23 protein-coding genes are annotated in these 24,596 nt (G+C 71.4%); 16 read left to right on the top strand and 7 right to left on the bottom strand.

Annotated features, from left to right (window positions below; all coding sequences use genetic code 11):
- Positions 1-7: 7 nt before the first annotated feature.
- The 4 genes from MKK49_RS01830 to MKK49_RS01815 form a co-directional block, all read right to left on the bottom strand.
- On the bottom strand, positions 8-2,338 hold the full coding sequence (locus tag MKK49_RS01830; protein WP_244026356.1) for a TonB-dependent receptor family protein: 2,331 nt from the start codon (positions 2,336-2,338) through the stop codon (positions 8-10).
- A 42-nt stretch (positions 2,339-2,380) separates the two neighbouring features.
- Positions 2,381-2,740, bottom strand: a complete 360-nt coding sequence (locus tag MKK49_RS01825; protein WP_244026355.1) for a DUF2946 family protein — start codon at positions 2,738-2,740, stop codon at positions 2,381-2,383.
- Between the two features lie 27 nt (positions 2,741-2,767).
- Positions 2,768-4,144 carry a PepSY-associated TM helix domain-containing protein gene (locus tag MKK49_RS01820; RefSeq protein ID WP_244026354.1) on the bottom strand — a complete coding sequence of 459 codons (1,377 nt, stop codon included), beginning with the start codon at positions 4,142-4,144 and terminating at the stop codon, positions 2,768-2,770.
- A gap of 142 nt (positions 4,145-4,286) precedes the next feature.
- Positions 4,287-4,607 carry a hypothetical protein gene (locus MKK49_RS01815; protein WP_244026353.1) on the bottom strand — a complete coding sequence of 107 codons (321 nt, stop codon included), beginning with the start codon at positions 4,605-4,607 and terminating at the stop codon, positions 4,287-4,289.
- A 256-nt stretch (positions 4,608-4,863) separates the two neighbouring features.
- On the opposite strand from MKK49_RS01815, the gene MKK49_RS01810 reads away from it, so the two are divergent.
- The 5 genes from MKK49_RS01810 to murC all read left to right on the top strand — a co-directional run bounded on the left by MKK49_RS01810 (position 4,864) and on the right by murC (position 10,420).
- On the top strand, positions 4,864-5,940 hold the full coding sequence (locus MKK49_RS01810; protein ID WP_244026352.1) for a UV damage endonuclease UvsE: 1,077 nt from the start codon (positions 4,864-4,866) through the stop codon (positions 5,938-5,940).
- Between the two features lie 19 nt (positions 5,941-5,959).
- A complete protein-coding gene (locus MKK49_RS01805; protein WP_244026351.1) occupies positions 5,960-6,550 on the top strand; it encodes an FUSC family protein in 591 nt (196 codons plus the stop codon).
- A gap of 131 nt (positions 6,551-6,681) precedes the next feature.
- The gene (locus MKK49_RS01800) at positions 6,682-7,848 is read left to right on the top strand and encodes an FtsW/RodA/SpoVE family cell cycle protein (protein ID WP_244026350.1); all 1,167 of its coding nucleotides are present in this window, start codon (positions 6,682-6,684) and stop codon (positions 7,846-7,848) included.
- On the top strand, positions 7,845-8,954 hold the full coding sequence (locus MKK49_RS01795) for a UDP-N-acetylglucosamine--N-acetylmuramyl-(pentapeptide) pyrophosphoryl-undecaprenol N-acetylglucosamine transferase (protein WP_244026349.1): 1,110 nt from the start codon (positions 7,845-7,847) through the stop codon (positions 8,952-8,954). Before MKK49_RS01800 ends, MKK49_RS01795 begins: the two co-directional genes overlap by 4 nt.
- 50 nt (positions 8,955-9,004) lie before the next feature.
- Positions 9,005-10,420 carry a UDP-N-acetylmuramate--L-alanine ligase gene (gene murC / locus MKK49_RS01790; RefSeq protein WP_244026348.1) on the top strand — a complete coding sequence of 472 codons (1,416 nt, stop codon included), beginning with the start codon at positions 9,005-9,007 and terminating at the stop codon, positions 10,418-10,420.
- A 7-nt stretch (positions 10,421-10,427) separates the two neighbouring features.
- On the opposite strand, the gene MKK49_RS01785 is transcribed toward murC, so the two are convergent.
- Together MKK49_RS01785 and MKK49_RS01780 are read right to left on the bottom strand one after the other, a co-directional pair.
- Positions 10,428-10,817: a helix-turn-helix domain-containing protein gene (locus tag MKK49_RS01785; protein WP_244026347.1), complete on the bottom strand. Its 390-nt coding sequence runs from the start codon at positions 10,815-10,817 to the stop codon at positions 10,428-10,430.
- 10 nt (positions 10,818-10,827) lie between these two features.
- Entirely contained in the window at positions 10,828-11,082 is a 255-nt protein-coding gene (locus MKK49_RS01780) for a type II toxin-antitoxin system RelE family toxin (protein WP_244026346.1), read from the bottom strand.
- A 62-nt stretch (positions 11,083-11,144) separates the two neighbouring features.
- Between MKK49_RS01780 and murB the strand changes: the two genes are divergently transcribed.
- The 9 genes from murB to MKK49_RS01735 all read left to right on the top strand — a co-directional run bounded on the left by murB (position 11,145) and on the right by MKK49_RS01735 (position 21,828).
- Positions 11,145-12,083 carry a UDP-N-acetylmuramate dehydrogenase gene (gene murB, locus MKK49_RS01775; RefSeq protein WP_244026345.1) on the top strand — a complete coding sequence of 313 codons (939 nt, stop codon included), beginning with the start codon at positions 11,145-11,147 and terminating at the stop codon, positions 12,081-12,083.
- A gap of 21 nt (positions 12,084-12,104) precedes the next feature.
- Positions 12,105-13,028 (top strand): D-alanine--D-alanine ligase, encoded by a 924-nt coding sequence (locus MKK49_RS01770; protein ID WP_244026344.1) that lies wholly within the window; start codon positions 12,105-12,107, stop codon positions 13,026-13,028.
- Positions 12,995-13,951, top strand: coding sequence for a cell division protein FtsQ/DivIB (locus tag MKK49_RS01765; RefSeq protein ID WP_244026343.1), 957 nt, complete (start codon positions 12,995-12,997; stop codon positions 13,949-13,951). The genes MKK49_RS01770 and MKK49_RS01765 overlap by 34 nt, the downstream gene beginning before the upstream one ends.
- A gap of 69 nt (positions 13,952-14,020) precedes the next feature.
- A complete protein-coding gene (gene ftsA, locus MKK49_RS01760; protein WP_056089465.1) occupies positions 14,021-15,343 on the top strand; it encodes a cell division protein FtsA in 1,323 nt (440 codons plus the stop codon).
- A 125-nt stretch (positions 15,344-15,468) separates the two neighbouring features.
- On the top strand, positions 15,469-17,232 hold the full coding sequence (ftsZ, locus tag MKK49_RS01755; RefSeq protein WP_244026342.1) for a cell division protein FtsZ: 1,764 nt from the start codon (positions 15,469-15,471) through the stop codon (positions 17,230-17,232).
- A gap of 322 nt (positions 17,233-17,554) precedes the next feature.
- Positions 17,555-18,502: a UDP-3-O-acyl-N-acetylglucosamine deacetylase gene (gene lpxC / locus MKK49_RS01750; RefSeq protein WP_244026340.1), complete on the top strand. Its 948-nt coding sequence runs from the start codon at positions 17,555-17,557 to the stop codon at positions 18,500-18,502.
- A gap of 236 nt (positions 18,503-18,738) precedes the next feature.
- Positions 18,739-19,617: an outer membrane protein assembly factor BamD gene (locus MKK49_RS01745; RefSeq protein WP_244026338.1), complete on the top strand. Its 879-nt coding sequence runs from the start codon at positions 18,739-18,741 to the stop codon at positions 19,615-19,617.
- A 210-nt stretch (positions 19,618-19,827) separates the two neighbouring features.
- A complete protein-coding gene (recN, locus tag MKK49_RS01740) occupies positions 19,828-21,495 on the top strand; it encodes a DNA repair protein RecN (RefSeq protein ID WP_244026337.1) in 1,668 nt (555 codons plus the stop codon).
- A gap of 123 nt (positions 21,496-21,618) precedes the next feature.
- The gene (locus MKK49_RS01735) at positions 21,619-21,828 is read left to right on the top strand and encodes a hypothetical protein (RefSeq protein ID WP_244026335.1); all 210 of its coding nucleotides are present in this window, start codon (positions 21,619-21,621) and stop codon (positions 21,826-21,828) included.
- Positions 21,829-21,846: 18 nt separating this feature from the next.
- Here the strand turns inward: MKK49_RS01735 and MKK49_RS01730 are convergent, their stop codons facing one another.
- Positions 21,847-22,104, bottom strand: coding sequence for a hypothetical protein (locus MKK49_RS01730; protein ID WP_244026333.1), 258 nt, complete (start codon positions 22,102-22,104; stop codon positions 21,847-21,849).
- A gap of 265 nt (positions 22,105-22,369) precedes the next feature.
- On the opposite strand from MKK49_RS01730, the gene pstS reads away from it, so the two are divergent.
- Positions 22,370-23,410, top strand: coding sequence for a phosphate ABC transporter substrate-binding protein PstS (gene pstS, locus MKK49_RS01725; RefSeq protein WP_244026331.1), 1,041 nt, complete (start codon positions 22,370-22,372; stop codon positions 23,408-23,410).
- A gap of 202 nt (positions 23,411-23,612) precedes the next feature.
- Complete coding sequence (gene pstC / locus MKK49_RS01720) at positions 23,613-24,587, top strand: phosphate ABC transporter permease subunit PstC (RefSeq protein ID WP_244026329.1); 975 nt, start codon at positions 23,613-23,615, stop codon at positions 24,585-24,587.
- Positions 24,588-24,596 lie beyond the last annotated feature (9 nt).

Below are 24,596 nucleotides of genomic sequence, written 5' to 3'. Positions count from 1 at the left end.
CGCGGCGTCAGAACGACAGCTTCATCCCCGCCACCAGGGTGCGGGGGGCGCCGGCGTAGATCGAGCCGGTGACGCCGGCCGGGGCCGCCGCCCCCGTGGGCAGGCCGGTGGTGGCGCTCAGGCCGTTGGCGAGGTTCTGGGCCGAGGCCACGTAGGTCCGGTCGAGCAGGTTGCGCGCCTCGACGTAGAGGTTGAGGCGCTTCGCGTAGCCGCCGGGCAGGTCGGTGACGTAGTGGAGGTTGGCGTTGACCAGGGCGTAGCCCGGCGCCTTCAGGGTGTTGGCGTTGTCGATGAAGAACCCGTCCTGCGCCACCACCTCGACGAAGCCGCCGACGCCCGAGAGCGGGCCGCCGACCTGCTCGTAGCCGAGGCGGGCGAGCAGCTGGTGGACGGGCACGCCGGGGATGAGCCGGCCGGCCCGGTCGAACCGGGCGGTGACGCTCCCGGCGCTCAGCTGCTCGACGTAGCGGGTGTAGATCTGGTCGTCGAAGGTATAGGCGAGGGTGCCGCGCCAGCCTGAGCCGAACGCCCAGTCGGCGGCGAGCTCGACGCCGCGATGCTCCGAGGCCGGGGCGTTGAAGGTGTAGGCCAGGAGCCCGGCGCCGGGGCTCTGCGACACGAGCTCGTTGCGGAAGAACTCGGCGAAGCCCGTGAGGCTGACGCGCAGGCCCTCCCAGGGGGTCCAGTCGGCGCCGAGGTCGAAGCCGAGATTCTCCTGGGTCTGGAGCCCGGTGTTGTTGCCCGGTACGCCGGCCGGGGTCACGAACAGGTTGCCGGCCGCCGGGGTGGTGTAGCCCGTGGCGGCCCGGCCCCGGAACGCCCATTCGGTGCTCGGCCGATAGACCAGGGCGAGTTCGGGCGCGACGTTGAGGAAGCTGCGATCGGCGAAGGCCGGCGTCGTGGTGCGGCCGGCCGCCGAGTAGGCGTAGGCGCGGTTCTGCCCGGTGATCCAGGTGTTCTCGGCGCTGATCCCGATCACCCCGGTCCAGGCCGGCGACAGGGCGATCTCCGTGCGCGCCCGTCCGCCGAGGTTCGATTGCTGTGCCACCTGATCGCCGATGAGGGCGCCGAGGGTCGGTCCCGCGAGCGGCTGCAGGTTGAAGGTGGTGGCGTGGGCGTCGAGGGCGTTGAAGGAGAGCGCCGCGTAGCTCACGGCGGGCAAGCCGAACAGCTCCGAGCGGTGGGTGACGTCGCTCATCACGTTGTAGGACGGGATGCTGCCGCGCCCCGAACTGGTGAAGAACGGCTGGTTGTAGTTGCGCTCGTCGAAGCCGACCTGCGTGCGCCACGTGGTCTCGGCATCGACATCGTGTTCCCAGCGGGCCGCCACGATGGTGCGCCGGTCCTTGCGCTCGAGACCGACCTCGGCCGCCGTCACCGGCACGGTGGCGCCGAAGGCGCCGTTGCGGAAGAAATTGTAGACCGTGCAGCCGGGCGCCGCCGTGGCGGCCGAGGCGCAGCCGCGCTGGTACGGGTTGATCCGGTACTGGTTGAGCGAGGACCGCGCCGGGATGTCGGCGTGCAGGTCGTTGTTGATCACCTTCAGGGTGAAGCGGTTGTCGGGGGTCGGCGTGTAGCTCGCCAGCAGGTTGATGGTCTGGGTGTCGTAGGACGCATGGTCCTGGTAGCCGTTGGCGCGGACATCGCTCGCGAACAGGCTGATCTCCACCGGGCCGCTGGCGCCGCCGACGGTGAAATAGTTGCTGAGATACCCGAAGCTGCCCGCGTCCGTGCCGATCTCGTAGCCCAGGACCTGCCCGCCCGAGATCTCCCGGCCCGTGCGGGTGCGGAAGGCGATGGCCCCGCCCGTGGCGTAGTTGCCGAACAGGGCCGATTGCGGCCCCCGGAACACGTCGATGCGGGAATAGGCGCGCGGATCGACGAGGTCGAAGCGCGAGGCGCCGTCGGGCTGGGTCAGGACGAAGCCGTCCTCCAGCACCACCATGTTCTTGGTCACTCCGGTGGAGCGGGCGTTGCTGCCGCGCACGGAGATGACGACGTCGCGGGCGCCGTTGCCCTGGCGCACGGTGACGCCGGGGCTGTCCAGCAGGACGGAGCCGATGCTCGTCGCCGGCCGGTTGGCGATGGCGCCGTCGCGTCCGACGGCGGTGACGATCTGGCCGACGGGGTTCTCGATGACACTCGGGGCCGAGCCCGGCAGGGACGCGACGCCGAAACCGGTGCGGCCGACGGGTGATCCGGTGCCGTCGCCGACGACGGAGACCTCGTCGAGGGTGACGCTCGACGCGTCCTGCGCCCGCGCGTCGAAACTCAGGCAGGCGACGGGGAGGGCGAGGAGCGGGCCGAGGCACCGCCGCGTGGGGAAGAAGAGCAACATGGGAAACGCGTCCGATCGGTCGAAGGGGGAGGGGCGACGGGATCAGGACGGATTGGGCGGCGCGCGGGGCTGGCCGGTGGGACGGGCGCGGCGGTGCGGGGGCGGCGGCGGCGGGGGCGCCCAGGCCACGGCGCGCCAGCGGGCGGCGCGCGCCACCTGCGGACCGGCCGGGACCAGGGGGGCGGTCGCGATGCCGGTGCAGAACGGGCAGGACGCGCACGGGCCCGGCATTCCGTCCTCCGACGCGACGGCGGCTTGCGCGCCATGGCCGCAGATGACCGCGTGGGCCAGGGGGTCGGGCGCGGTCAGGCGCAGGGCCGCGCCCGGCGCCAGGGCCTGGAGCCACAGGGCCAGGATCACCAGGACGATCCCGAGGCGGGCCCGGATCGGGGGGGAGGACACGGGCGACGCGCCCGGTGCGGGGTGCGCTCAGGCCGCGATCCGCCCGGCCAGGGCCCGGCCGGCGCCATCGAGGAGGATCATGCCGAGGATCGCCGCCCCCGTGAGGGGGAACAGGACGCCGAGGCCGACGACCAGAAGTGTCACGCCGGCGACGATCCCGGGTGCGCGTGGCCAGGGCGGAATGCCCAGACTCCCCGAGGGCCGGCGCTTCCACCACATCACCCCGGCGGTGACGCTGAGCAGGAGGCCGGCGAGGCAGATGGCGAGCATCAGGAACTGGTTGAGCCGGCCGAAGACCTCGCCCTTGTGCAGGCCGATGCCCCACTGGATCGCCCGGCCGACGATGCCGATCTCGGAGAACCGCACGTCGACGAGCGCCTGTCCGGTATACTGGTCCAGCGAGATCATGCGCTGGCGGGTGACGTCGCGCGGATAGGCGGCCGCCGCGTAGACGCCGGTCTCGCCCACGGGCAGGGCGAGTTCATAGCCCGCCGGCATGCCGCGCTCGCCAAGGATCGCCGCCGCCCGGTCGAGGCCGATGGGTGCGGTGGGGGCGGCCCGCGACAGGGGCACGGGCGCCTCTTCGAGCGCCCAGCCGGCGGTGGTGAGCGCCGCGCCCATGGGGACCGTCGAGACCGGCACCCGCGCCCACAGGGCGCTCGGCTGGCCGAGGCCGGCTGCGTTGGAGAGCGCCCGCAGCTGCTGACCCCACACGATGGACCAGGGCAGGCCCGTGAGCGCAAGGAACAGCAGGCCGCCCCCGGCCACAAAGCCCGTCACGGCGTGGAGATCGCGCCACCACACCCGCCGGCGGGGCGTGCCCCGGACGCTGACGACCCCACCGGGCTGCCCGCCGGATTGTCCACGCGGCCACCACAGGTAGGTGCCGGTGATGACGAGCACGATGAGGAAGCCTGCCACCACTTCGACGATCCCGTTCGCGATCCGTCCGAAATAGCTCAGGCTGTGCAGGCGCCGGATCACCGCCATGACCTCGCCGTCCGCCGCGACCCGCCCGAGGATATCGCCGGTGCGCGGATCGAGGGTGACGAGGGTCTTCACCCCGTCCTTCGCCAGGGTGACCACGGCCGGGGCCGTCGGGCCGGCCGGGTCGAGGTAGGTGAGGGGGGTGGCATCCGGCACCGCCTGGCTCGCCACGTAGACGAGGCGGTCCGGCCCCAGGGGCGCCTCGGCCGAGGCGGGCACGACGAAGCGCCGGGTGAACAGGGCGGCGTTGATCTCGTCCTTGAACAGGTAGAGCGCCCCCGTGGTCGAGAGCAGGATCAGGAACGGCAGGCAGACCAGCCCGGCATAGAAGTGCCAGCGCCACACGGCGCGGTAGACCGCCTCGCGGGAGAGGCGGGCGGGCGCGGCGAGGATCTCGCCGGTGAGGGAGGGGGGCATGGTCGTCCTTGCGGGGCACGAGCGCTCGGGGCCGCGCCTCGAGGCACGGCCGATCCGTCGAACCCGTCCGGTCTGGCGGACGGGCGTTCGGGGATCGGGGCGCCGGCCGCACCGCCGGCAGGGCGGCGGACGAGGGGCGCCCTCAGGCGACGGGCGGTGCCCGGGGCTGTGCGTGCCGTTCGGGCGGGGCCCGCGGCTGCGCGACCGCGTGCGGGCGCCACGCCGTGGGGGCGATGCGCCGGTCGGGCCAGGCGATGCCGGTGGGCACGAGGGGCGGCAGAGCGAGAGGGGAGACCGCCTGGGCCGCCGTGCAGCAGGCGAGATGCACGTGGACCGGAGCGGGCGCGTCCGGCCCGGCCTCGGCGGCCGCGTGCAGGCACAGGCCGGGGGTCTGGCCCAGGGCCGGCAGGGACGCGGCGCTGCCGAGGATGGCCTGGAGGCACAGGGCGTAGAGCGCGATCACGGCGATGATCGCGCGGTGGCTCGCTCCCCTGGGCCGGCGTCCGTGCATGGGTCCGGTAAAGGCGCCCGTCGGCGGTCCGTCAATGGCCCGTCCGCGCGGGGAGCCGTGGGCGCAACATTTTTCATGGGGGCTGTGGCCGCCGCGCGCCGCACCGGGCGGGACCAAACCGGCCCTGCGGCGTTGGCCCCCCATGACCGCGAAGCCAAGCTCGACGACCCCCAACTCACCCACGCCCAAGACGGGCCGTCCCGCACCGATGACCGATGGCGAACCGCGCCTCGGCTTCTGCTGCAAGTTCATCGTCGAGGCCCCGCCCGAGGGCTTCAAGACCCTGAAGGCCGCCCGCGAGGCCGCCCTGGAGATGAACCTCAGCCACGTCACCATGGCCAACCTCGCGCGCCTCGCCCCCGGTGCCCGCCGGGCGAAGCTGGAGGATCTGGCGCGCCACAACCTCGCCGCCCTGGAGCGGCAGGTCGCCTGGGTCGCGGCGCGCCCGCCCCTGGAGCGGCTCCTGCGCATGGCGAGCAACGTGCTGCCCGGCTACACCCACCCCATCGCCAGCGAGATCTACGCCGAGCCGGGCTTTCGCGCCCTCATCGAACCAGGCCTCGCCCGCATCGGCGATCTGGCGCGGGCGGGAGGCGTACGCCTCAGCTTCCATCCGGGACAGTTCTGCGTCATCGCCTCGCGCAATCCCGCCGCGCAGGCCAACGGTATCGCCGAGTTCGAGTACCATGCCGAGGTGATGGCGCTCCTCGGCTACGGCGCGGGCTGGCACCCGCACGGCGCGCACATCAACATCCACGTCGGCGCCCGCGACCCCGGCGTCGAGGGCTTTCGCGCGAGCCTGCCCCTGCTCTCGCGGACCGCGCGCGATCTCATCACCGTCGAGAACGACGAGAACGTGTTCGGCCTCGACACCGTGCTGCACCTCGCCGATGCGGTGCCGGTGGTGCTCGACCTCCACCACCACTGGGTCGAGAGCGGCGGCGCCTACATCGAGCCCGAGGACCCACGCATCGAACGGGTGCGCGAGTCGTGGCGCGGCGTGCGGCCCATCGCGCATATCAGCGTCTCCCGGGAAACCCTGCTGGCGGGCACCGACGCCGACGCCGCGCCGGATTTCCTCGCCCTCTCCGCCGCCGGCCATTCCCGGCGCGACCTCGCGGCTCATTCCGACATGATGTGGAACCGGGCCGTCAACGCCCTCGTCGGCCGCCACCTCGCCTGGGCGGATTTCGAGATCGAGGCGAAGGGCAAGAACGTCGCCTCCGGCCAGATCGCCGCGCAGGTCGCCCCCGGCCTCGCCGCCGCGACGCGGGTCGCGGCCTGAGCGCCCGCGTGTGACCCCCATGGAACAGGAGCTGCGCGAACCCCCGGTCCTGCCGGGCGAGGCGACCCGGGAGGAGGTGCGCATCGGCTGGCTGCGCCAGCAGCTCGCCCGCCTGCGCAAGCGCCTGCCCCTGCGCCGGCGCCTCGTCGGCGGAGCGGCGCACGGACTGATGTCGGCGTCGGCCGCCCTCATCGCCTACGTGCCGACCCAGGCCCTCAACCTGCGCGAGGGGTTCTGGAGCGCCATCACGGCCATCGCCGTGGTGCAGACGGAGTTCCGTGCCACCCGCACCATGGCCCGCGACCAGTTCCTCGGCGCCGCCACCGGCGGCCTCATCGGCCTGGCCGTCCTCAGCACCGTCGGCCAGGACCTCGTCGCCTACGCGGTCGCCGTCATCCTGTCGCTCACCGCGTGCTGGCTCCTCAACGTGGCGAGCGCCGGGCGGCTCGCCGGCATCACCGCCACCATCATCCTGCTGGTGCCCCATACCGGCACGGCCCAGCACATGTTCGGCTCGCGCCTCCTGGAGGTCGGCTGGGGCGTCAGCGTCGCCATCGCGGTGGGCTGGGTCGCGACCCGGATGATGCGCCATCCCGAGGATGGAGACTGAGCGTCCGATCCGCGGTCGCGCAAAGGATTGGTTTACCATTCCGGCACAGGATCGCGCCGTGCCGGCTCCTAGGCTGCCGGCGGCCTGCGGCTGCTCCGGCGAGCGCCCCGGCTCCACGGAGAGCGCACCCCATGATGTCCCGCGCGGAACGCACGCCTCTCACCGATTGGTGGTGGACCGTCGATCGCGGCCTGCTGGCGGGCCTCGGCGCCCTCATGGTGGCGGGCCTCGTCTTCCTCATGGGCGGCGGGCCGCCGGTCGCCGAGAAGATCGGCCTGCCGACCTTCCACTTCCTCAACCGGCAGGCGCTCTACCTCGCGCCCACCCTCCTCATCATCGTCGGCGTGTCGTTCCTGTCCCTGCGCCACATCCGGCGCGTGGCCCTGGGCACATGGCTCATGGGCGTCGTCCTGTGTGTGCTGGCCGGAAAGTTCGGGCCGGAGATCAAGGGCGCGCATCGCTGGATCCAGTTCGGCCCCTTCGGCCTGCAGCCCTCGGAATTCGTCAAGCCCGCCTTCGTGGTGGTGGCCGCCTGGGCCTTCTCGGAGGGCGCCCAGCGCCGGGACATGCCGGGCGGCCTCCTGGCGATCCTGCTCCTGCCCGTCACCATCGTGCCCCTCGTGCTCCAGCCGGATTTCGGCCAGACCATGCTCATCACCATCGTGTGGTGCGCGCTGTTCTTCGTGGCCGGCCTGCACTGGTTCTGGGTCGCGGGCCTCGGGATCGCCGGACTGCTCGGCGTCGGCGTCGCCTACCGCTTCCTGTACCACGTGCGCGAGCGCATCGACCGGTTCATGAACACCGAGTCCGGCGACAACTTCCAGGGCTTCTGGGCCCACGAATCGTTCAATGCCGGCGGCTGGCTCGGCGTCGGTCCGGGCGAGGGCCTGGCCAAGCGCCACCTGCCCGACGCCCACACCGACTTCCTGTTCTCCGTCATCGGCGAGGAGTTCGGCGTCCTCGTCTGCCTCGGCCTCGTGTCGCTGTTCGCCTACCTCGTCATGCGCGGCCTCAAGCTCGCGCGGCGCACGGACGACACCTTTTCGCGCCTCGCCATCACGGGTCTGGTCACCCTGTTCGGGCTCCAGGCCTGCATCAACATGGCGGTGAACGTCCAGCTCATGCCCGCCAAGGGCATGACCCTGCCGTTCGTGTCCTACGGCGGCTCGTCGATGCTGTCGCTGGCCCTCGGCATGGGCTTCCTCGTCGCCTTGACCCGCAAGCGCCCGCGCACCACGACCCTGAGCCAGAAGCCGCCGGGCACCGCCCCGGCGACCGTCGCCGGAGTGATGCGTTGACCGTCGCCACTGCCACGATCCTGCTCTGTGCCGGCGGCACGGGCGGGCACCTGTTCCCGGCCGAGAGCCTCGCCCACGTTCTGCGCGCGCGCGGGCTGCGGGTGGTGCTCGCCACCGACGCGCGGGTGGATTCCATCGCCACGGGGTTTCCGGCCTCCGAGATCGTCACCATCGCGTCGGCGACCCCCTCGGGCCGCTCGCCGGTGAAGCGCGGCCTCGCGCTCCTCACCCTCGGGCGCGGCTTCGGCGTCGCCGCCCGGCAGATCAGGCGCCTCGACCCCGCCGCCATCGTGGGCTTCGGCGGCTATCCCACCGTGCCGCCCATGCTCGCCGGGCAGATCCTGCGGGTGCCCACGGTCCTGCACGAGCAGAACGCCGTCATGGGCCGGGCCAACGCGTTCCTGGCGCGCGGCGCGCGGGCCATCGCCACCGGGTTCAAGGAGGTGCGCGGCGTGCCCGTGAAGGCGCTCGCGCCGCGTACCCACACGGGCAATCCCCTGCGCCCGGCGGTGATCGCGGCCGCCGCCACACCGTATCCCTCCGTCGCTCCGGACGCCCCCCTCCACCTCCTCGTCTTCGGCGGCAGCCAGGGCGCGCGGGTGATGGGCGAGGTGGTGCCGAAAGCCATCGAAGCCCTGCCGGCGGATTTGCGCGCGCGCCTCCACCTCGTCCAGCAGGTGCGCTCGGAAGACCTCACGGCCGTGCAGAACCTCTATCTCGGCCTCCGCCTCGGCGGGGTCGAGGCGGCGCCGTTCTTCAAGGACCTGCCGGCCCGCATGGCCGCCGCCCACCTCGTCATCGGGCGTTCCGGCGCCTCCACGGTCTCGGAACTCGCCGCCATCGGCCGGCCGTCGATCCTCGTGCCGCTCCCCGGCGCCATCGATCAGGACCAGGCCGCCAACGCCGCGACCCTCGCCTCCATCGGCGCGGCCCTGGCGATTCCCCAGAGCGCGTTCACGCCCGACCGCCTCGCGGCCGAACTCGTGGACCGCTTCACCAACCCTGAAAAATTGACCGCGGCGGCGGCAGCGGCCAAAAGCGCGGGCATCCACGACGCCGCCGAACGCCTCGCCGACATCGTCGTCGCCACGGCCGCCCGCACCTGATTCTTACCCAACGGGCGCTCCGGCGCGCCCACCCTGGACTGGTTCATCCCATGAAGCTGCCCGACAAGCTCGGACCCATCCACTTCATCGGCATCGGCGGCATCGGCATGTCCGGCATCGCCGAGGTGATGATGAACCTCGGCTACACCGTCCAGGGCTCGGACGCCTCCGACAACGCCAACGTGCGGCGCCTCTCCGAGAAGGGCATCCGCACCTTCGTCGGCCACTCCGCCGCGAACGTGGAGGACGCCGCCCTCGTCGTGGTCTCGACGGCGATCCAGCGCGACAACCCCGAGCTCATCGCCGCCCGCGAGCGCCGCCTGCCCGTGGTGCGCCGGGCCGAGATGCTGGCCGAGCTCATGCGCTTCAAGTCCTGCGTCGCCATCGCGGGCACCCACGGCAAGACCACGACGACCTCCCTCGTCGCCACCCTGCTCGATGCCGGCAACATGGACCCGACGGTCATCAACGGCGGCATCATCAACGCCTACGGCACCAACGCCCGCATGGGCGAGGGCGAGTGGATGGTGGTGGAGGCCGACGAATCCGACGGCACCTTCCTGAAATTGCCGGCGGATGTCGCCATCGTCACCAACATCGACCCCGAGCACCTCGACCATTTCGGCTCGTTCGACGCGGTCAAGGACGCGTTCCGGCGCTTCATCGACAACATCCCGTTCTACGGGTTCGCCGTGATGTGCATCGACCACCCGGTGGTGCAGGATCTGGTCGGCCACATCGAGGACCGCCGCATCATCACCTACGGCGAGAACCCGCAGGCCGACGTCCGCCTCATCGACATCGACCTGCGCGGCGGCCAGAGCCGGTTCCGGGTGATGATCCGCGACCGGCGCCCGGGCTTCCGCCTCGAGATGGAAGACCTGATCCTGCCGATGCCGGGCAAGCACAACGCCCTGAACGCCACCGCCGCCCTGGCGGTGGCCCACGAGCTCGGCGTCGAGCCCGAGGCGATCCGCAAGGCGCTGGCCGGCTTCGGCGGGGTCAAGCGCCGCTTCACCAAGACCGGCGAGTGGAACGGCGCCCTGATCTTCGACGATTACGGACACCACCCCGTGGAGATCAAGGCGGTGCTGAAGGCCGCCCGTGCCTCCACGGACGGCAACGTCGTCGCCATCGTCCAGCCGCACCGCTACACCCGGCTCGCGTCGCTGTTCGACGATTTCTGCACCTGCTTCAACGACGCCGACACGGTCATCGTCGCCCCGGTCTACGCGGCCGGCGAGGCGCCCATCGAGGGCATGGACCGCGACGGCCTCGTCGCGGGCCTCAAATCCCGCGGCCACCGCGACGCCCTCGCCCTCGACCGCTCGGAGGATCTCGCCGGCCTCGTCGCGGGCCGCGCCAAGGCCGGCGACTACGTGGTGTGCCTCGGCGCCGGCAACATCACCCAGTGGGCCTACGCCCTGCCGGGCGAACTCGCGGCGCTCGGAGGTGTGACGGGGTGAGATCGCGTCACGCGGCTTCGGCGTCCGGCACGAGATCGTCCATGTCGACGCCGAGTGCCTCGGCGAGGGCTCGATAACGCGTGATGTCGCTCACGGCCGCGCCCCCCTCCATTGCGACAAGATCGGATTCCGCGAGACCGGCCCGTTCGGCGAGCGCGGCCGTTTCGACCCCCCGGCGCGCCCGCCAGAACGCGAGGGGCGTGGGTGCCGCCCGCAGGGCATCGAGATCGGCTTCGCTCAACAGATCCTCGGTTCCCCCGTCGATCCGGGCTTTCGAGGCCGACAGGGCCTTTCCGTCGAGGGCGTCCTCGGCCAGCGCGGTGAGCCGCTCGAACTCCGCCTCCGGCACGATCACGATGGCCTCGCCGGACGGGGTCCTGGTACGCACGACGGTCATGAGGCCCACTCTATCCGTAGATCGACCCGCGCGGTCCGACATCATGCACAATGACCCGATCGGGCTCGCTCGTGAAGATCACTCGCCAATCGCCGACGCGCAGGCGGCAGCCGTCCTGTCCTTTCAGGGCCCTGACGTTGTTGGCCAGGGCGTCCGGCTCGTCGGCGAGCTGGCGCAGCTTGGCGCGGATCAGGGCCTCCGTCGTCGCCGGCATCCGGCTCAGCGCCCGGGCCGCCGGGCGGGTGAAGACGATCGCCCTGCCCATTGCGAGATCTGCCCGATTGATCTGCAATCCTTAGTTGATTCCGCCGAAAGGCACCAGCTCCCATGACCGCCTTTCCCGATCTCACCCCCGCCATCCGCGCGGCGGCGCCCGCCCTGCGCGGACGCCTCATCGCCAACCAGCCCCTGTCGGACCTGACGTGGTTCCGCGTCGGCGGTCCGGCGCAGGTGCTGTTCACCCCGGCCGATGCGGAAGACCTCGCCGCCCTGCTCGCCGGGCTCGATCCCGAGATCCCCGTCACGGTGATCGGGCTCGGCTCGAACCTCATCGTGCGCGACGGCGGCGTGCCCGGCGTGGTGGTGCGGCTGGGCGGCAAGGCCTTCGGGTCGGTGGCGATCGACGGCGCGCACCTGCGCGTCGGCACGGCCGTGCCCGACATGCGCCTCGCCAAGGCGGCGGCGGAGGCCGGGCTCGACGGCCTCGCATTCTTCCGCGGCATCCCGGGCGCCATCGGCGGGGCGCTGCGCATGAACGCCGGGGCCCATGGCGGCGAGACCACGGACGTGCTGATCGAGGCCGAGGGCGTCGACCGGGCGGGCAACCGGCGCACCTTCACCCACGCCGAGATGGGCTTCGCCTACCGCCACAGCGGGGCGCCCGACGACGTGATCTTCACCAGCGCCCTGTTCCGGGGGCGCCCCGGCGACCGCCAGAGCATCGAGGCCGAGATGGACCGGGTGACGGCGGCACGCGAGGCGGCCCAGCCGATCCGCGAGCGCACGGGCGGCTCGACCTTCAAGAACCCGCCCGGGGGCAAGGCCTGGCAACTCGTCGATGCCGCCGGCTGTCGGGGCCTCACGGTCGGCGGCGCCCAGGTCTCGGAGATGCACTGCAACTTCTTGATCAACCGCGACGGCGCCACGGCGGCCGACATCGAGGGGCTCGGCGAGGAGGTGCGCCGGCGCGTGCGCGAGACCAGCGGCGTCGACCTGCACTGGGAGATCAAGCGCATCGGCCTCGAATCATCGCAGACAGGCGCCTGAGCCCGTCCGGAGAAAAGCATCATGTCCCAGCACGTCGCCGTCCTCATGGGCGGGTGGTCCTCCGAGCGGCCGGTCTCGCTCAACTCCGGCAACGCCTGCGCCGAGGCCCTGGAAGGCCGGGGGTTCCGCGTGACCCGCGTCGATGTCGGGCCGGACATCGCCACGGTCCTCACCGATCTGAAGCCCGACGTGGCCTTCAACGCCCTGCACGGGCCGGCGGGCGAGGACGGCACGATCCAGGGCCTGCTCGAACTCCTGCGCATCCCCTACACCCACTCGGGCGTGCTCGCCTCGGCGCTCGCCATGCACAAGGAGCGTGCCAAAACGATCATGCGGGCGGCCGGCGTCAGCGTCCCCGAGGGCCGCGTCGTTAACCGTCACGAGGCCGCGAGCGCGCACCTGCTGACGCCCCCCTACGTGCTCAAGCCCGTGGCCGAGGGCTCCTCCATGGGGGTCATCATCGTGCGCGACGGACGCTCCCACCCGCCCCAGGAAATCGGCCGGGACGATTGGGGCTACGGCGATGAAATCCTTATCGAAACCTACGTCGCCGGGCGCGAGCTGACCTGCGCCGTCATGGGGGACAGGGCGCTCGGCGTCATCGAGATCAAGACCGCGTCGGGGGACTGGTACGACTACGACGCGAAGTACGCCGAGGGGGGGTCGATCCACGTCCTCCCGGCAGAAATTAAACCAAATCTTTACCAGCGTGTCCAAGAGTTGTCGTTAACGGCGCATCAAGCACTCGGGTGCCGGGGCATCAGCCGTGCGGACCTCCGCTACGACGACACACCGGGTGGAACCGGTGCCCTCGTCGTCCTGGAGGTCAACACGCAACCCGGCATGACGAAGACGAGCCTTGTGCCGGAGATCGCAGCCCACGCTGGCTATAGTTTCGGTGAGCTCGTCCAATGGATGGTGGAGGACGCAACGTTGGGCCGCTGAGCGCGCCGGGTCATCCCGGCGGCGCAGGCTTCGCCCCGGCCCGCGCCCTGCGCGACGCCCTGACCGCACGTCTGCGGCGCCTCTCCGGACCGGGCCGCCGCTCGCGCCTCGCCCTGCCCATCGAGCGGCGCATCCCGCGCCACCTCGGCACCATGGCCGTCTCCGTGTCGTTCGCCGCCCTGGCGCTGACCGGCTTCGTCGCCAGCGGCCGCTACGAGCGCTTCGTCCTCGAGAACGGCCGCCCCTTCGACATCCTCGCGCGCCTCGCCGGTTTCGGCGTTGAGCGCGTCACCATCTCGGGCATCGCCCGCCTCTACGAGCGGGAGGTCCTCCAGGCCGCCGGCATCGACGGCCACTCGTCCGTCGTGTTCCTCGACGTCAACGAGGTCCGCGAGCGGCTGATGCAGGTGCCCCTCATCGCCAGCGCCTCGGTGCGCAAGGTCTACCCGAACGAGATCGTCATCACCCAGGTCGAGCGCGAGCCCGCCGCCCTGTGGCAGCGCAACGGAATCATCTCGGTCATCGCCGCCGACGGCAAGGTGATCGACGAGATGCGCGACGACCGCTACGCCGCGCTCCCCCTCGTGGTGGGCGAGGGCGCCAACGAGCGCCTCAAGGATTACCTCGCCCTCATCGAGGCCGCCGGCACCCTCGCCGAGCGCGTCAAGGCCGGGACCTACGTCTCGGGCCGGCGCTGGACGCTCAAGCTCGACGGCGTCGACATCCGCCTGCCCGAGACCGGGGCGGCGGACGCGCTCGCCCGCCTCGTGCGCCTCGAGCGCGAGGCCGGCATCCTCGAGAAGGACATCATCGCGGTGGACCTGCGCATGCCCGACCGGGTGGTGGTGCGGCTCACCGAGGAAGCCGCCGCCGCCCGCGCCGAATCACAGAAGAAGCCGAAGGCCAAGGGAACCGCGACATGAGCCGCACGATCCGTCCGGCGCATCCCGCGTCCACGCCGACTCCCTCCACGTTCCTGGCCCGGTAGCACGATGCACCACCAGCATGGCCTCACCCCGCGGCTCAAGCCGCTCTCCGCCCGCCGGAGCACCACCCTCTCGGTGCTCGACATCGGGACGAGCAAGATCGTCTGCCTCATCGCCGAGCTCCAGCCGGCCGAGGCGCTCTCCACCCTGCGCGGGCGCACCCATTTCGCCCGCATCATCGGCATCGGCCACCAGCGCTCGCAGGGGCTCAAGGGCGGCGCCATCGTCGATCTCGAGGCCGCCGAGGGCGCCATCCGCCAGGCGGTCCACGCCGCCGAGCGCATGGCCAAGGTCGAGGTGCAGTCGGTCATCGTCAACATGTCGGGCGGCCGCATCGGCTCCCAGCATTTCGAGGCCCGGGTCAACACCCGCACGGGCACCGTCACCGGCACGGACGTGGAGCGCGTGCTGGAGACTGCCTCCGCCCACGGCGTCAGCCCCGGCCGGGCCGTGCTCCACGCGCTGCCCACGGGCTACGCCATCGACGGCCAGGGCGCGGTCATCGACCCGTCGGGCATGATGGGCGACGCGCTCGGCGTCGACCTCCACGTGGTCACCGGCGAGGCGGCCGCCGCCCGCAACCTCATGCTGGCGGTGGAGCATTGCCACCTCGGCGTCGAGGCGGTCATCGCCACCCCCTACGCCGCCGGCCTGTCGGCCCTCGTCGACGACGAGGCCGAAATGGGCGTCTGCGTCGTCGACATGGGCGGCGGCACCACCAGCGTCGGCGTGTTCTCCGGCGGCCACCTCGTCCACGTCGACGCCATCGCGGTGGGCGGCCACCACGTCACCATGGACATCGCCCGCGGCCTCTCCACCCGGGTCGCGGCCGCCGAGCGGTTGAAGACGCTCTACGGCTCGGCCATCGCCACGGCGTCCGACGACCGCGACATGATCGCGGTCCACGGGGTCGGCGAGGACGAGGGCGACGCCCCCACCCACGTGCCGCGCTCGCAGCTCGTGCGGATCATCCGCCCGCGCGTCGAGGAGGTCATCGAACTCGTGCGCGACCGCCTGCGCAACGCCGGCTTCTCGGCCCAGGCCGGGCGCCGGGTGGTGCTCACGGGCGGGGCGAGCCAGCTCGTCGGCCTGCCGGAAGTCGCCCGCCGGGTGATGGAGGGCCAGGTCCGCATCGGCCGGCCGCTGGGCATCCGCGGCCTGCCCGAGGCGGCCAAGGGACCCGCCTTCTCGGCGGCGGTGGGACTGCTGGTCTATCCGCAGGTGGCGCATGCGGAGCACTTCGAGCCGCGCGGGCACGGCGCCTTCGCCCGCACCGGCACGGACAACTACATCCAGCGCGTCGGGCGCTGGCTGCGGGAAAGTTTCTGAGACGACCGCCGCCCGCGCCCCGAACCCCCGGCATCGGGGTGGGCGCGAACGGCCAGACGAGAATCGGCGCCTTCCTCCATCGAGGCGTCAAATGAAACGTGAAAGGCACGAGAGGCTCGACACCCATGGCCATCAGTCTGCAGGCACCTGACATCCGGGAACTGAAGCCCCGCATCACCGTCTTCGGCGTCGGTGGAGCCGGCGGCAACGCCGTCAACAACATGATCGAATCCGGCCTGCTCGGCTGCGAGTTCGTCGTCGCCAACACGGACGCCCAGGCGCTCACCTCCTCGAAGGCCGAGCGCGTGATCCAGATGGGTCTCGGCGTGACGCAGGGCCTCGGTGCCGGCTCGCACCCCGAGGTCGGCTCGGCCGCCGCCGACGAGGTCATCGACGAGATCCGTGACCAGCTCTCCGGCGCCCACATGTGCTTCATCACCGCCGGCATGGGCGGCGGCACCGGCACCGGCGCGGCTCCCGTCATCGCCCGCGCCGCCCGCGACATGGGCATCCTCACCGTCGGCGTCGTGACGAAGCCGTTCCAGTTCGAGGGCGTGCGCCGGATGCGCACGGCCGAGGCCGGCATCCAGGAGCTCCAGGCCGCCGTCGACACCCTCATCGTGATCCCGAACCAGAACCTGTTCCGGGTCGCCAACGAGAAGACCACCTTCGCCGACGCCTTCGCCATGGCCGATCAGGTGCTCTACTCGGGCGTCGCCTGCATCACCGACCTCATGGTCAAGGAAGGCCTGATCAACCTCGACTTCGCCGACGTGCGCGCGATCATGCGCGGCATGGGCAAGGCGATGATGGGCACCGGCGAGGCCTCCGGCGAGAACCGCGCCAACCGCGCGGCGGAAGCGGCCATCGCCAACCCGCTCCTCGACGACGTGTCGATGAAGGGCGCGCGCGGGCTGCTGATCTCGATCACGGGCGGCAACGACCTCACCCTCTACGAGCTCGACGAAGCCGCGACGCGGATTCGCGAAGAGGTGGATTCGGACGCCAACATCATCCTCGGCGCCACCTTCGACGAGAGCCTCGACGGCATCATCCGCGTCTCCGTGGTCGCCACCGGCATCGAGCCGGCCCTGATCACGGCCCATTCGCAGAACAACCCCGAGATCCAGCAGACCGAGCAGCGGATCGCGGAAGTCGCCGAGCGGCTCCGGGCGGAAGCGAGGGCCCGGGCGGCGCAGCCCGCCCCGACCTTTCGCGCCCCCGGACAGGACCAGCCCCTGACCGCCACTCCGGCCGCCGCCCCCGCCGCCGCTCCGGCGCCGGTCCAGGCTCCCCGCGTGGCCCTGCCGGAGGCCGCCGCCCCCGCCGAGCCCATGCGGATGGAGCCGGCGCCCGTCATCCGTGACGAGGTCGTGCTGACCCAGACCCAGCCCCGCGCCGCCATGGCGTACGAGCCGGCGCCCCAGCCCCTGCCCGAGCCGGCACCCGTCCCCGCCGCCGGCCCGTTCGTGCCGCCGCGCCCGGCGGTCGCCGTCGCCCGCTCGCCGCGCATGCCGCAGATCCAGGACCTGCCGATGCCGGGCCAGGCCCAGATCCGCGCCAGCCGCGGCGAGGAGCCGGCGGAGCCCGCCGGCGACACCAAGCGGATGACCCTCCTGCGCCGCCTCGCCAGCGTCGGCTTCGGCGGACGCCGCGAGGAGGCCGAGACCGCCCCGGCGCCGGTTCCGGTGCCCGTGCGCGCTCCGGCGGCGCCCGTGCCTCAGGCCCCCGTCGACTATGCCAAGCGGGCGCCCGCGCCCGTCGCCCAGGGCTACCGCCCCGCGCAGGGCAACCTCGACGCCCAGGGCCGTGTCGCGGCTCCGCAGGCCCGGATGATGGACGACGATCAGCTCGAGATCCCGGCCTTCCTCCGTCGTCAGGCCAACTGAAACGTCCCGGACGGGGCGCATCCCCGTCCGGCTTGATGTGTTTTTGCAACGCACCCGGGGTCTCGCGACCTCGGGTGGCATGCGTTGTTAAATCATTGATCGAAAAAAGCTTTTTCGATCGGGTTCCGGACGCTGCATTGTAACACAGCGTAAGAAACCGTGATTTGGTCCCGCTTTGGGGCGGGGCTATACGAATTTTGGAACGAAAAGCGCGGCGGTTTCGCCGCCCGCGCTCGCGGGGCTTCAAGCAGCGGACGGATCACGGGAACGACTTGCCTCCCTCGAAGGAGGCCTGCGTTCGATCACGGCCGAGGGCTATGGAATGCGAACGAACCAACAGACAACGCTCAAGGCACCGGCCACCCTTCGGGGGATCGGCGTGCATTCCGGCAACCCGGCGGAGATCACGCTCCACCCCGCGCCGGCGAACCACGGGATCGCGTTCCTCCGCACCGGGATGCCCACCGGCAACGACCGCCTCATCAAAGCCCACCACGCCTGCGTTTCCGCCACCGAGCTCTGCACCGTCATCGGCGATGTCCAGACCGGCGCCGTGGCCACCATCGAGCACCTGATGTCGGCCCTGTACGGGCTCGGGCTCGACAACGTCCTCGTCGAGATCGACGGCCCCGAGATGCCGATCCTCGACGGCAGCGCCCGTCCCTTCGTGCAGGCCATCGACGCCGTCGGCCTCGCCTCCTGCGGCGCCGCCCGGCGCTGGATCAAGGTGCTGCGCCCCGTCCGCATCGAGGTGGACCGGGCCTTCGCCGAACTCCGTCCCATCGACAGGGGCTTCCGCCTCGACGTGGAGATCGATTTCGAGAACCCGGTGATCGGCCGCAGCCGCAAGGCCATGGACCTCACCCCCTCCGCCTACCGCCGCGAGATCGCGGGCGCGCGCACCTTCGGGATGATGCGCGACGTCGAGCGCTACTGGAAGGCCGGCTTCGCCCTCGGCGCCTCCCTCGAGAACACCGTCGCGGTCGGCGAGACGGCCGTCGTGAACCCCGAGGGCCTGCGCTACGCCGACGAGTTCGTGCGCCACAAGTTCCTCGACGCCGTCGGCGACCTCGCGCTGGCCGGCCTGCCGATCCAGGGCGCCTACCGCTCCTATTGCGGCGGCCACCGCATGAATGTCGGCGTGCTCACCGCCCTGTTCGCCGACCGCGCCAACTACGCCATCGTCGAGGCCGCGAGCCCGCGCCGCGAGACCAGCCTCGCCGAGTTCGGCAGCAGCCTCGGCCTCGCCGCCTTCGCGGGCGATCTCTAGACCTGTAGCGGGTCTGCAACACGCGTCCGGTTCGGATGCGTCGGCGGTGCGGACCGAAGCGGCCGCCGCTTTCACGCCCAAATCACACGCCACGGTGAATCGTCCGTGAAACGGAGCAAGGTCCGCTGGGCAACGCAGCCGGACCGTGGCATCACGCCGTCAGCCACGCGACCGACACCTGTGATGGCTTGACGACGCGCGTCCCGAGCGGGCCGCCTGTTGGGGGAAGTACCGGAATGCGCCTCATTCATCCCAACCGCGGTGCGATGGCGGCCGTGCTTCTCACGCTCTGCGGCGTGGGCCTCGGCGGCTGCGACGCCCTCGATTCGATCAATCCCTTCGCCGAGAAGTACAAGCCCGAAATCGTGCCGGATGTTCCCGCCGACAAGCTCTACAGCGACGGCTTGGCGCGGATGGAGGACAAGGACTACGAGGGCGCCTCGAAGAAGTTCGGCGAACTCGACAAGGCCTACAGCTATTCCGACTGGTCGCGCCGCGCGCTCCTGATGACGGCCTACTCGAACTACGAGGGCCAGAAGTACGACGACGCCATCTCGGCCTCGAAGCGCTACCTCCAGCGCCACCCGGCGAGCAAGGACGCGGCCTACGCCCAGTACCTGATGGCGATGTCGCACTACAAGCAGATCCCCGACGTGACCCGCGACCAGGACCGCTCCGAGAAGGCGCTCACCGGCCTGCAGGAACTCGTTCAGAAGTATCCGACCTCGGAATACGCCGCCGACGCCAAGGCGAAGATCCAGATCACCCGCGACCAGCTCGCCGGCAAGGAGATGGAGGTCGGTCGCTTCTACCTCGAGCGCCGCAACTTCCCCGCCGCCATCAACCGTTTTCGCGATGTGGTGAGCAAGTACCAGACGACCCGCCACGCCGAAGAGGCCCTCGAGCGCCTCGTCGAGGCCTACATGGCGCTCGGCATCACCGCCGAGGCCCAGACCGCCGCCGCCGTGCTCGGCCACAACTTCCCCGACAGCCCCTGGTACAAGGACGCCTTCGCGCTCCTCCAGAACGGCGGCCTGGAGCCCCGCGAGGAGAAGACCTCCTGGCTGAGCAAGGTCTATCGCGGCGTCATCGGCCGGACCGCCGAGGCGCAGTGATCCGCGGCGGCCCCGCGCGGGGCCGCCCCTCAGCGCAGCCCGTGCGTCTCCGCCGATGCGGGCAGGCGATTTCGTCCCACCCCGAATCCCGCTAAGAGATCCTCACGCAAAGCCCCCGCGCCCTTCGTCGCCGGGGGAAGGCGCCGGACGGGCGTTTCGTGAGAGGCACCCAAACGTGGCCACCGTTTCCAACAGGGCCGAACCCGCGGCATGCTGAGCCAGCTCGCGATCCGCGACATCGTCCTCATCGACAAGCTCGACCTGAATTTTCGCGAAGGGCTCAGCGTCCTGACCGGCGAGACGGGGGCGGGCAAGTCGATCCTGCTCGATGCCTTCGCGCTGGCGCTCGGCGGGCGCGGCGACGGCCGCCTCGTGCGCCACGGCGAGGCCCAGGGCGCGGTGACCGCCGTGTTCGACATCGGCCTCGACCATCCCGCCCGGGCGCTCGCGGCCCTGGCCGACCTCGACACCGAGGGCGACCTGATCCTGCGCCGCATCCAGATGGCCGACGGCCGCACCCGGGCCTTCGTCAACGACCAGCCCGTTGGCGTTCAGGTCCTGCGCGCCATCGGCGCCGCCCTGGTCGAGATCCACGGCCAGCACGATGACCGGGCGCTCGCCGACCCCGGCACCCACCGCGCCATCCTCGACGCCTTCGGCGGCCTGCACGGCCCCCTCGGGCAGGTGGGGGAGGCGGCCAAGCGCGTGCGCGCGGCGCGCACCGGCCTCGCCGAGCACCGCGCCCGCGTGGAGGCCGCGCGCAAGGAGGTCGACTTCCTGCGCCACGCCGTCGACGAGCTCGAGACCCTCGATCCGAAGGCCGGTGAGGAGACGGGCTTGGCCGAGCGCCGCACGGTGATGCAGCAGGGCGAGAAGGTCGCCCGCGAACTCAACGAGGCCATCGAGGCGTCCGGCGGCCCGAGCGTCGCCCACCTCTCCTCCGCCCTGCGCAAGCTGGAGCGCCGCGCCGGGCAATTGCCCGCCCTGGTCGAGCCCTGCGTCGCCGCCCTCGACGCCGCGCTCACGGCCCTCGACGAGGCCCACACGGTCCTCGACGCCGCCCTGCGCGAGGCCGAGTTCGACCCGCGCGAGCTGGAGCGCGTCGAGGAACGGCTGTTCGCGCTCCGCGCGGCCTCGCGAAAATACGACGTGCCCGTCGACGATCTCGCGGCCCTGCGCGAGCGCTACGCCGCGGATGTCGCCGCCATCGATGCCGGCGAGGAGGCGCTGGGCGGCCTGGAGAAGACCCTCGCCGAGGCCGAGGCCGCCTACGCCAAGGCGGCGACGAAGCTCACCGAGGGGCGCAAGCGCGCCGCCAAGGCCCTCGACGCGGCGGTGAAGGGCGAGCTGCCCCCGTTGAAGCTGGAGCGCGCCCGCTTCATCACCGAGATCGGCACCGACCCTGAGTCGCGGGACGCCGCCGGCTACGACCGGGTCGAGTTCTGGGCGCAGACCAATCCGGGCACCCGTCCGGGGCCGATGATGAAGGTGGCTTCCGGCGGCGAGTTGTCGCGCTTCATGCTGGCCCTCAAGGTGGTGCTGGCCGACAAGGGCTCGGCCCCGACCCTGATCTTCGACGAGATCGACACCGGCGTCGGCGGCGCCGTCGCCGACGCCATCGGCGCGCGCCTCGGGCGCCTCGCCACCCGGGTCCAGGTGGTGGCCGTCACCCACGCGCCCCAGGTCGCCGCCCGGGCCGAGACGCACTTCCTCATCGCCAAGGACCCGGTGAAGGGCAGCGACCGCGTCGCCACCCGGGTCGCGTCCCTGGCCGCCCCCGCCCGGCGCGAGGAGATCGCCCGGATGCTCGCCGGCGCCACGGTGACCGACGAGGCCCGCGCGGCCGCCGCCCGCCTGCTTCAATCGGCGGATGCATGATGCGCCCGGGACACGGTGCGCCTTAAGGTTTCGTTTACCACGATCGCGGACTCTCGTGCGGTGACGGACACGCCCTGATTCGGCGCAGGCGTTGAACATCGCTCGAGAGGAGGGGCTGCGACGTTGGACCAGAGACTCACCGGTATGGGCAGGGATTGCGAGCACGACGGCGACGTGCATCCGACCCTGACCGACGACACGCGCTACCGCCTCGGCACCGCCCTGCGCTCCCTCTACGAGGAGACCTGCGACACGCTGCCGATTCCGGACGGTCAGATCGACCTGCTCCTGCGCCTGCGCCACAAGGAGCGCGACCGCCGCCGGGTGGACTGAGCGCCCGGCCTTCGCCGCCTACCAGCGCCGCGCGCCCGGCCGCCGCCGATACTCCGCCGCCCGGATCAGGGTGAGCACCCGGTCGAGGTCGAGCAGGGTCTCCCGCTCCTCGCTGCCGGCCCGCGCGATCGCGTCCGCGTTCGTGCCGAATTGCTGCTGCTGCTGGACGAGGACGAGCCTGCGCTCCAGGGCCTCTCGCTGCACGTGCAGATCGAGGAAGGCGCCGTCGCCCTGGTCCGCGCCCACCGGCGCCGCGCCGCTCGCTTCGTTCGTCACCGTCGCCTCCTCGCCAGGGCCGCATCGCTCCGCCCGGAATGCCACGGGCCGGGAACCCGATCGGGTCTCGCGGACGCGACGAGGGTCCAACGCGCGAAGCCCGAAATCCGTGCCATCCGGCCCCCGGCGGGTGCTGTCATCGGCGTGTCACGTCGCGGTCATAGAGCCGCACCATCGGGCGGCTAACGGGTCGTGGCGGATCGAGGGCGCGCGGACCGCGCGGGCCCGCGGTCCCCCCTCTCGCTCGACAGACACGGAGAGCCTCGTGAAACCCTTCGCCTACGCGCTTGCCCTCGGGCTCGCGACCGCCCAGCTCGCCACCTCCGTCCTCGCCGCCGACATCACCGGCGCCGGCGCGACCTTCCCGTTCCCGGTCTACTCCAAGTGGGCCGAAGCCTACCGCAAGGAGAGCGGCATGGGGCTGAACTACCAGTCCATCGGCTCAGGCGGCGGCATCAAGCAGATCCAGGCCAAGACCGTCGATTTCGGCGCCACCGATGCGCCCCTCAAGGGTGCGGCCCTCGAGAAGGACGGCCTCGTCCAGTTCCCCACCGTCATGGGCGGCGTCGTCCCGGTGGTGAACATCGCCGGCGTCGAGCCGGGCAAGCTCAAGCTCACCGGCGAGATCGTCGCCGAGATCTATGCCGGCCGGATCACCAAGTGGTCCGACGCGAAGATCGCCAAGCTCAACGACGGCGTGAAGCTCCCCGAGGCGACCATCACCCCGGTCTACCGCTCGGACGCGTCGGGCACGACCAACATCTTCACCACCTACCTCTCCCAGGCCTCCGAGGCCTGGAAGAAGGAGTTCGGCGCAGCCACCACGGTCAGCTGGCCCGCGGGCCAGGGCGGCAAGGGCAACGAGGGCGTCACCGCCACCGTCAAGCAGGTCCCCAACGCCATCGGCTACGTCGAGTCGGCCTATGCCAAGCAGAACAAGCTCAGCCACGCCCTGATCCAGAACAAGGCCGGCAAGTTCCCGCAGCCCGACGACAAGGCCTTCCAGGCCGCCGCCGCCAGCGCCGACTGGAAGTCCGCGCCGGGCTTCGGCATCTCCCTCACGGATCAGGCCGGCGAGAATGCGTGGCCGATCACCGCCGCGACCTTCATCCTCGTCTACAAGGAGCCTGTCGACGCGGCCAAGTCCGCCGACGTGCTCAAGTTCTTCGACTGGGCCTACAAGAACGGCGACAAGCTCGCCACCGACCTCGACTACGTGCCCCTGCCCGACAACGTCGTCGGTCTGATCCACGACGCGTGGAAGGAGATCAAGACCAAGGACGGCAAGCCCGTCTTCAACATGTAAGCCCGTCTTCAACAGGTAAGCCCGTCTTCGGCGGGCAAGGCTTCGGTAGGCAAGGCTTCGGTAGGCAAGGCTTCGTCCTCCCATAGGACGGGTGATCCATCGACGGGCCCGGCGCATGCGCCGGGCCCGTCCCATGGGAAACGATCGGCTCGCGTCGGGACACGCCGCGCTGTAGACGCCGCAGAGAGAAGAGACACTTCGGATGGGCGCCTTGACTGAACAGATCTCCCTGACGCGGACAGCCGCTCCGGCCCGGCGCAAGCCCGGCGGCCTCGGCGACCAATTGTTCCGCGCCGCGTCCTACGCCTCGGCGATCCTCGTTCTCCTCGTGCTCTTCGGCATCCTCGCCTCCATCGCGTATGGCGGCTGGCCGGCCTTCGCCGAGTTCGGCCCCGGCTTCATCACGTCGAGCGCCTGGAACATCGGCCAGGAACAGTACGGCGCCTTCGTCGCCATCATCGGCACCCTGGCCTCCGCCCTGCTGGCCCTGCTCATCGGCGTGCCCCTGTCGCTCGGCATCGCCGTCTACCTGACGCAGCTCTGCCCGGGCTGGGCGCGCAAGCCCGTCTCGATGACCATCGAGCTCCTCGCCTCGGTGCCGAGCATCATCTACGGCATGTGGGGCCTGTTCATCTTCGCGCCGCTCTTCGCCCGCTTCGTGCAGGTGCCGGTGTCGAACCTCGTCGAGGGCATGCCCATCGTCGGGACCCTGTTCTACGCCCGCGTGCCCTCGGGCGTCGGCATCCTCACCGCCGGCATCATCCTCGCCATCATGATCGTGCCCTTCGTGGCCTCGATCACCCGCGACATGCTCGATCAGATCCCCACGGTGCTGCGCGAGAGCGCCTACGGCATCGGCTGCACCACCTGGGAGGTGGTGCGCCACGTCCTCGTGCCCCAGGCCTCGGTCTCGATCATCGGCGCGATCATGCTCGGCCTCGGCCGGGCGCTGGGCGAGACCATGGCGGTGACCTTCGTCATCGGCAACGCCAACCGCCTCTCGGCCTCGGTGTTCGATCCGGGCTCCACCATCGCCTCGCGCATCGCCAACGAGTTCAACGAGGCCGACGGCCTGCAGCTGAATTCGCTCATGGCGCTCGGCTGCATCCTGTTCGTCATCACCTTCGTCGTCCTCATCGTCGCCCGCCTGCTCGTGCGACGCGTGAAGGTCGCGTGAGTTCGCCGG

Source organism: Methylobacterium sp. J-090, from assembly GCF_022829345.1.
Taxonomy (GTDB): domain Bacteria; phylum Pseudomonadota; class Alphaproteobacteria; order Rhizobiales; family Beijerinckiaceae; genus Methylobacterium.
The sequence above is the reverse complement of the archived record's forward strand: the minus strand, read 5'-3'. Positions and strand labels throughout refer to the sequence as shown.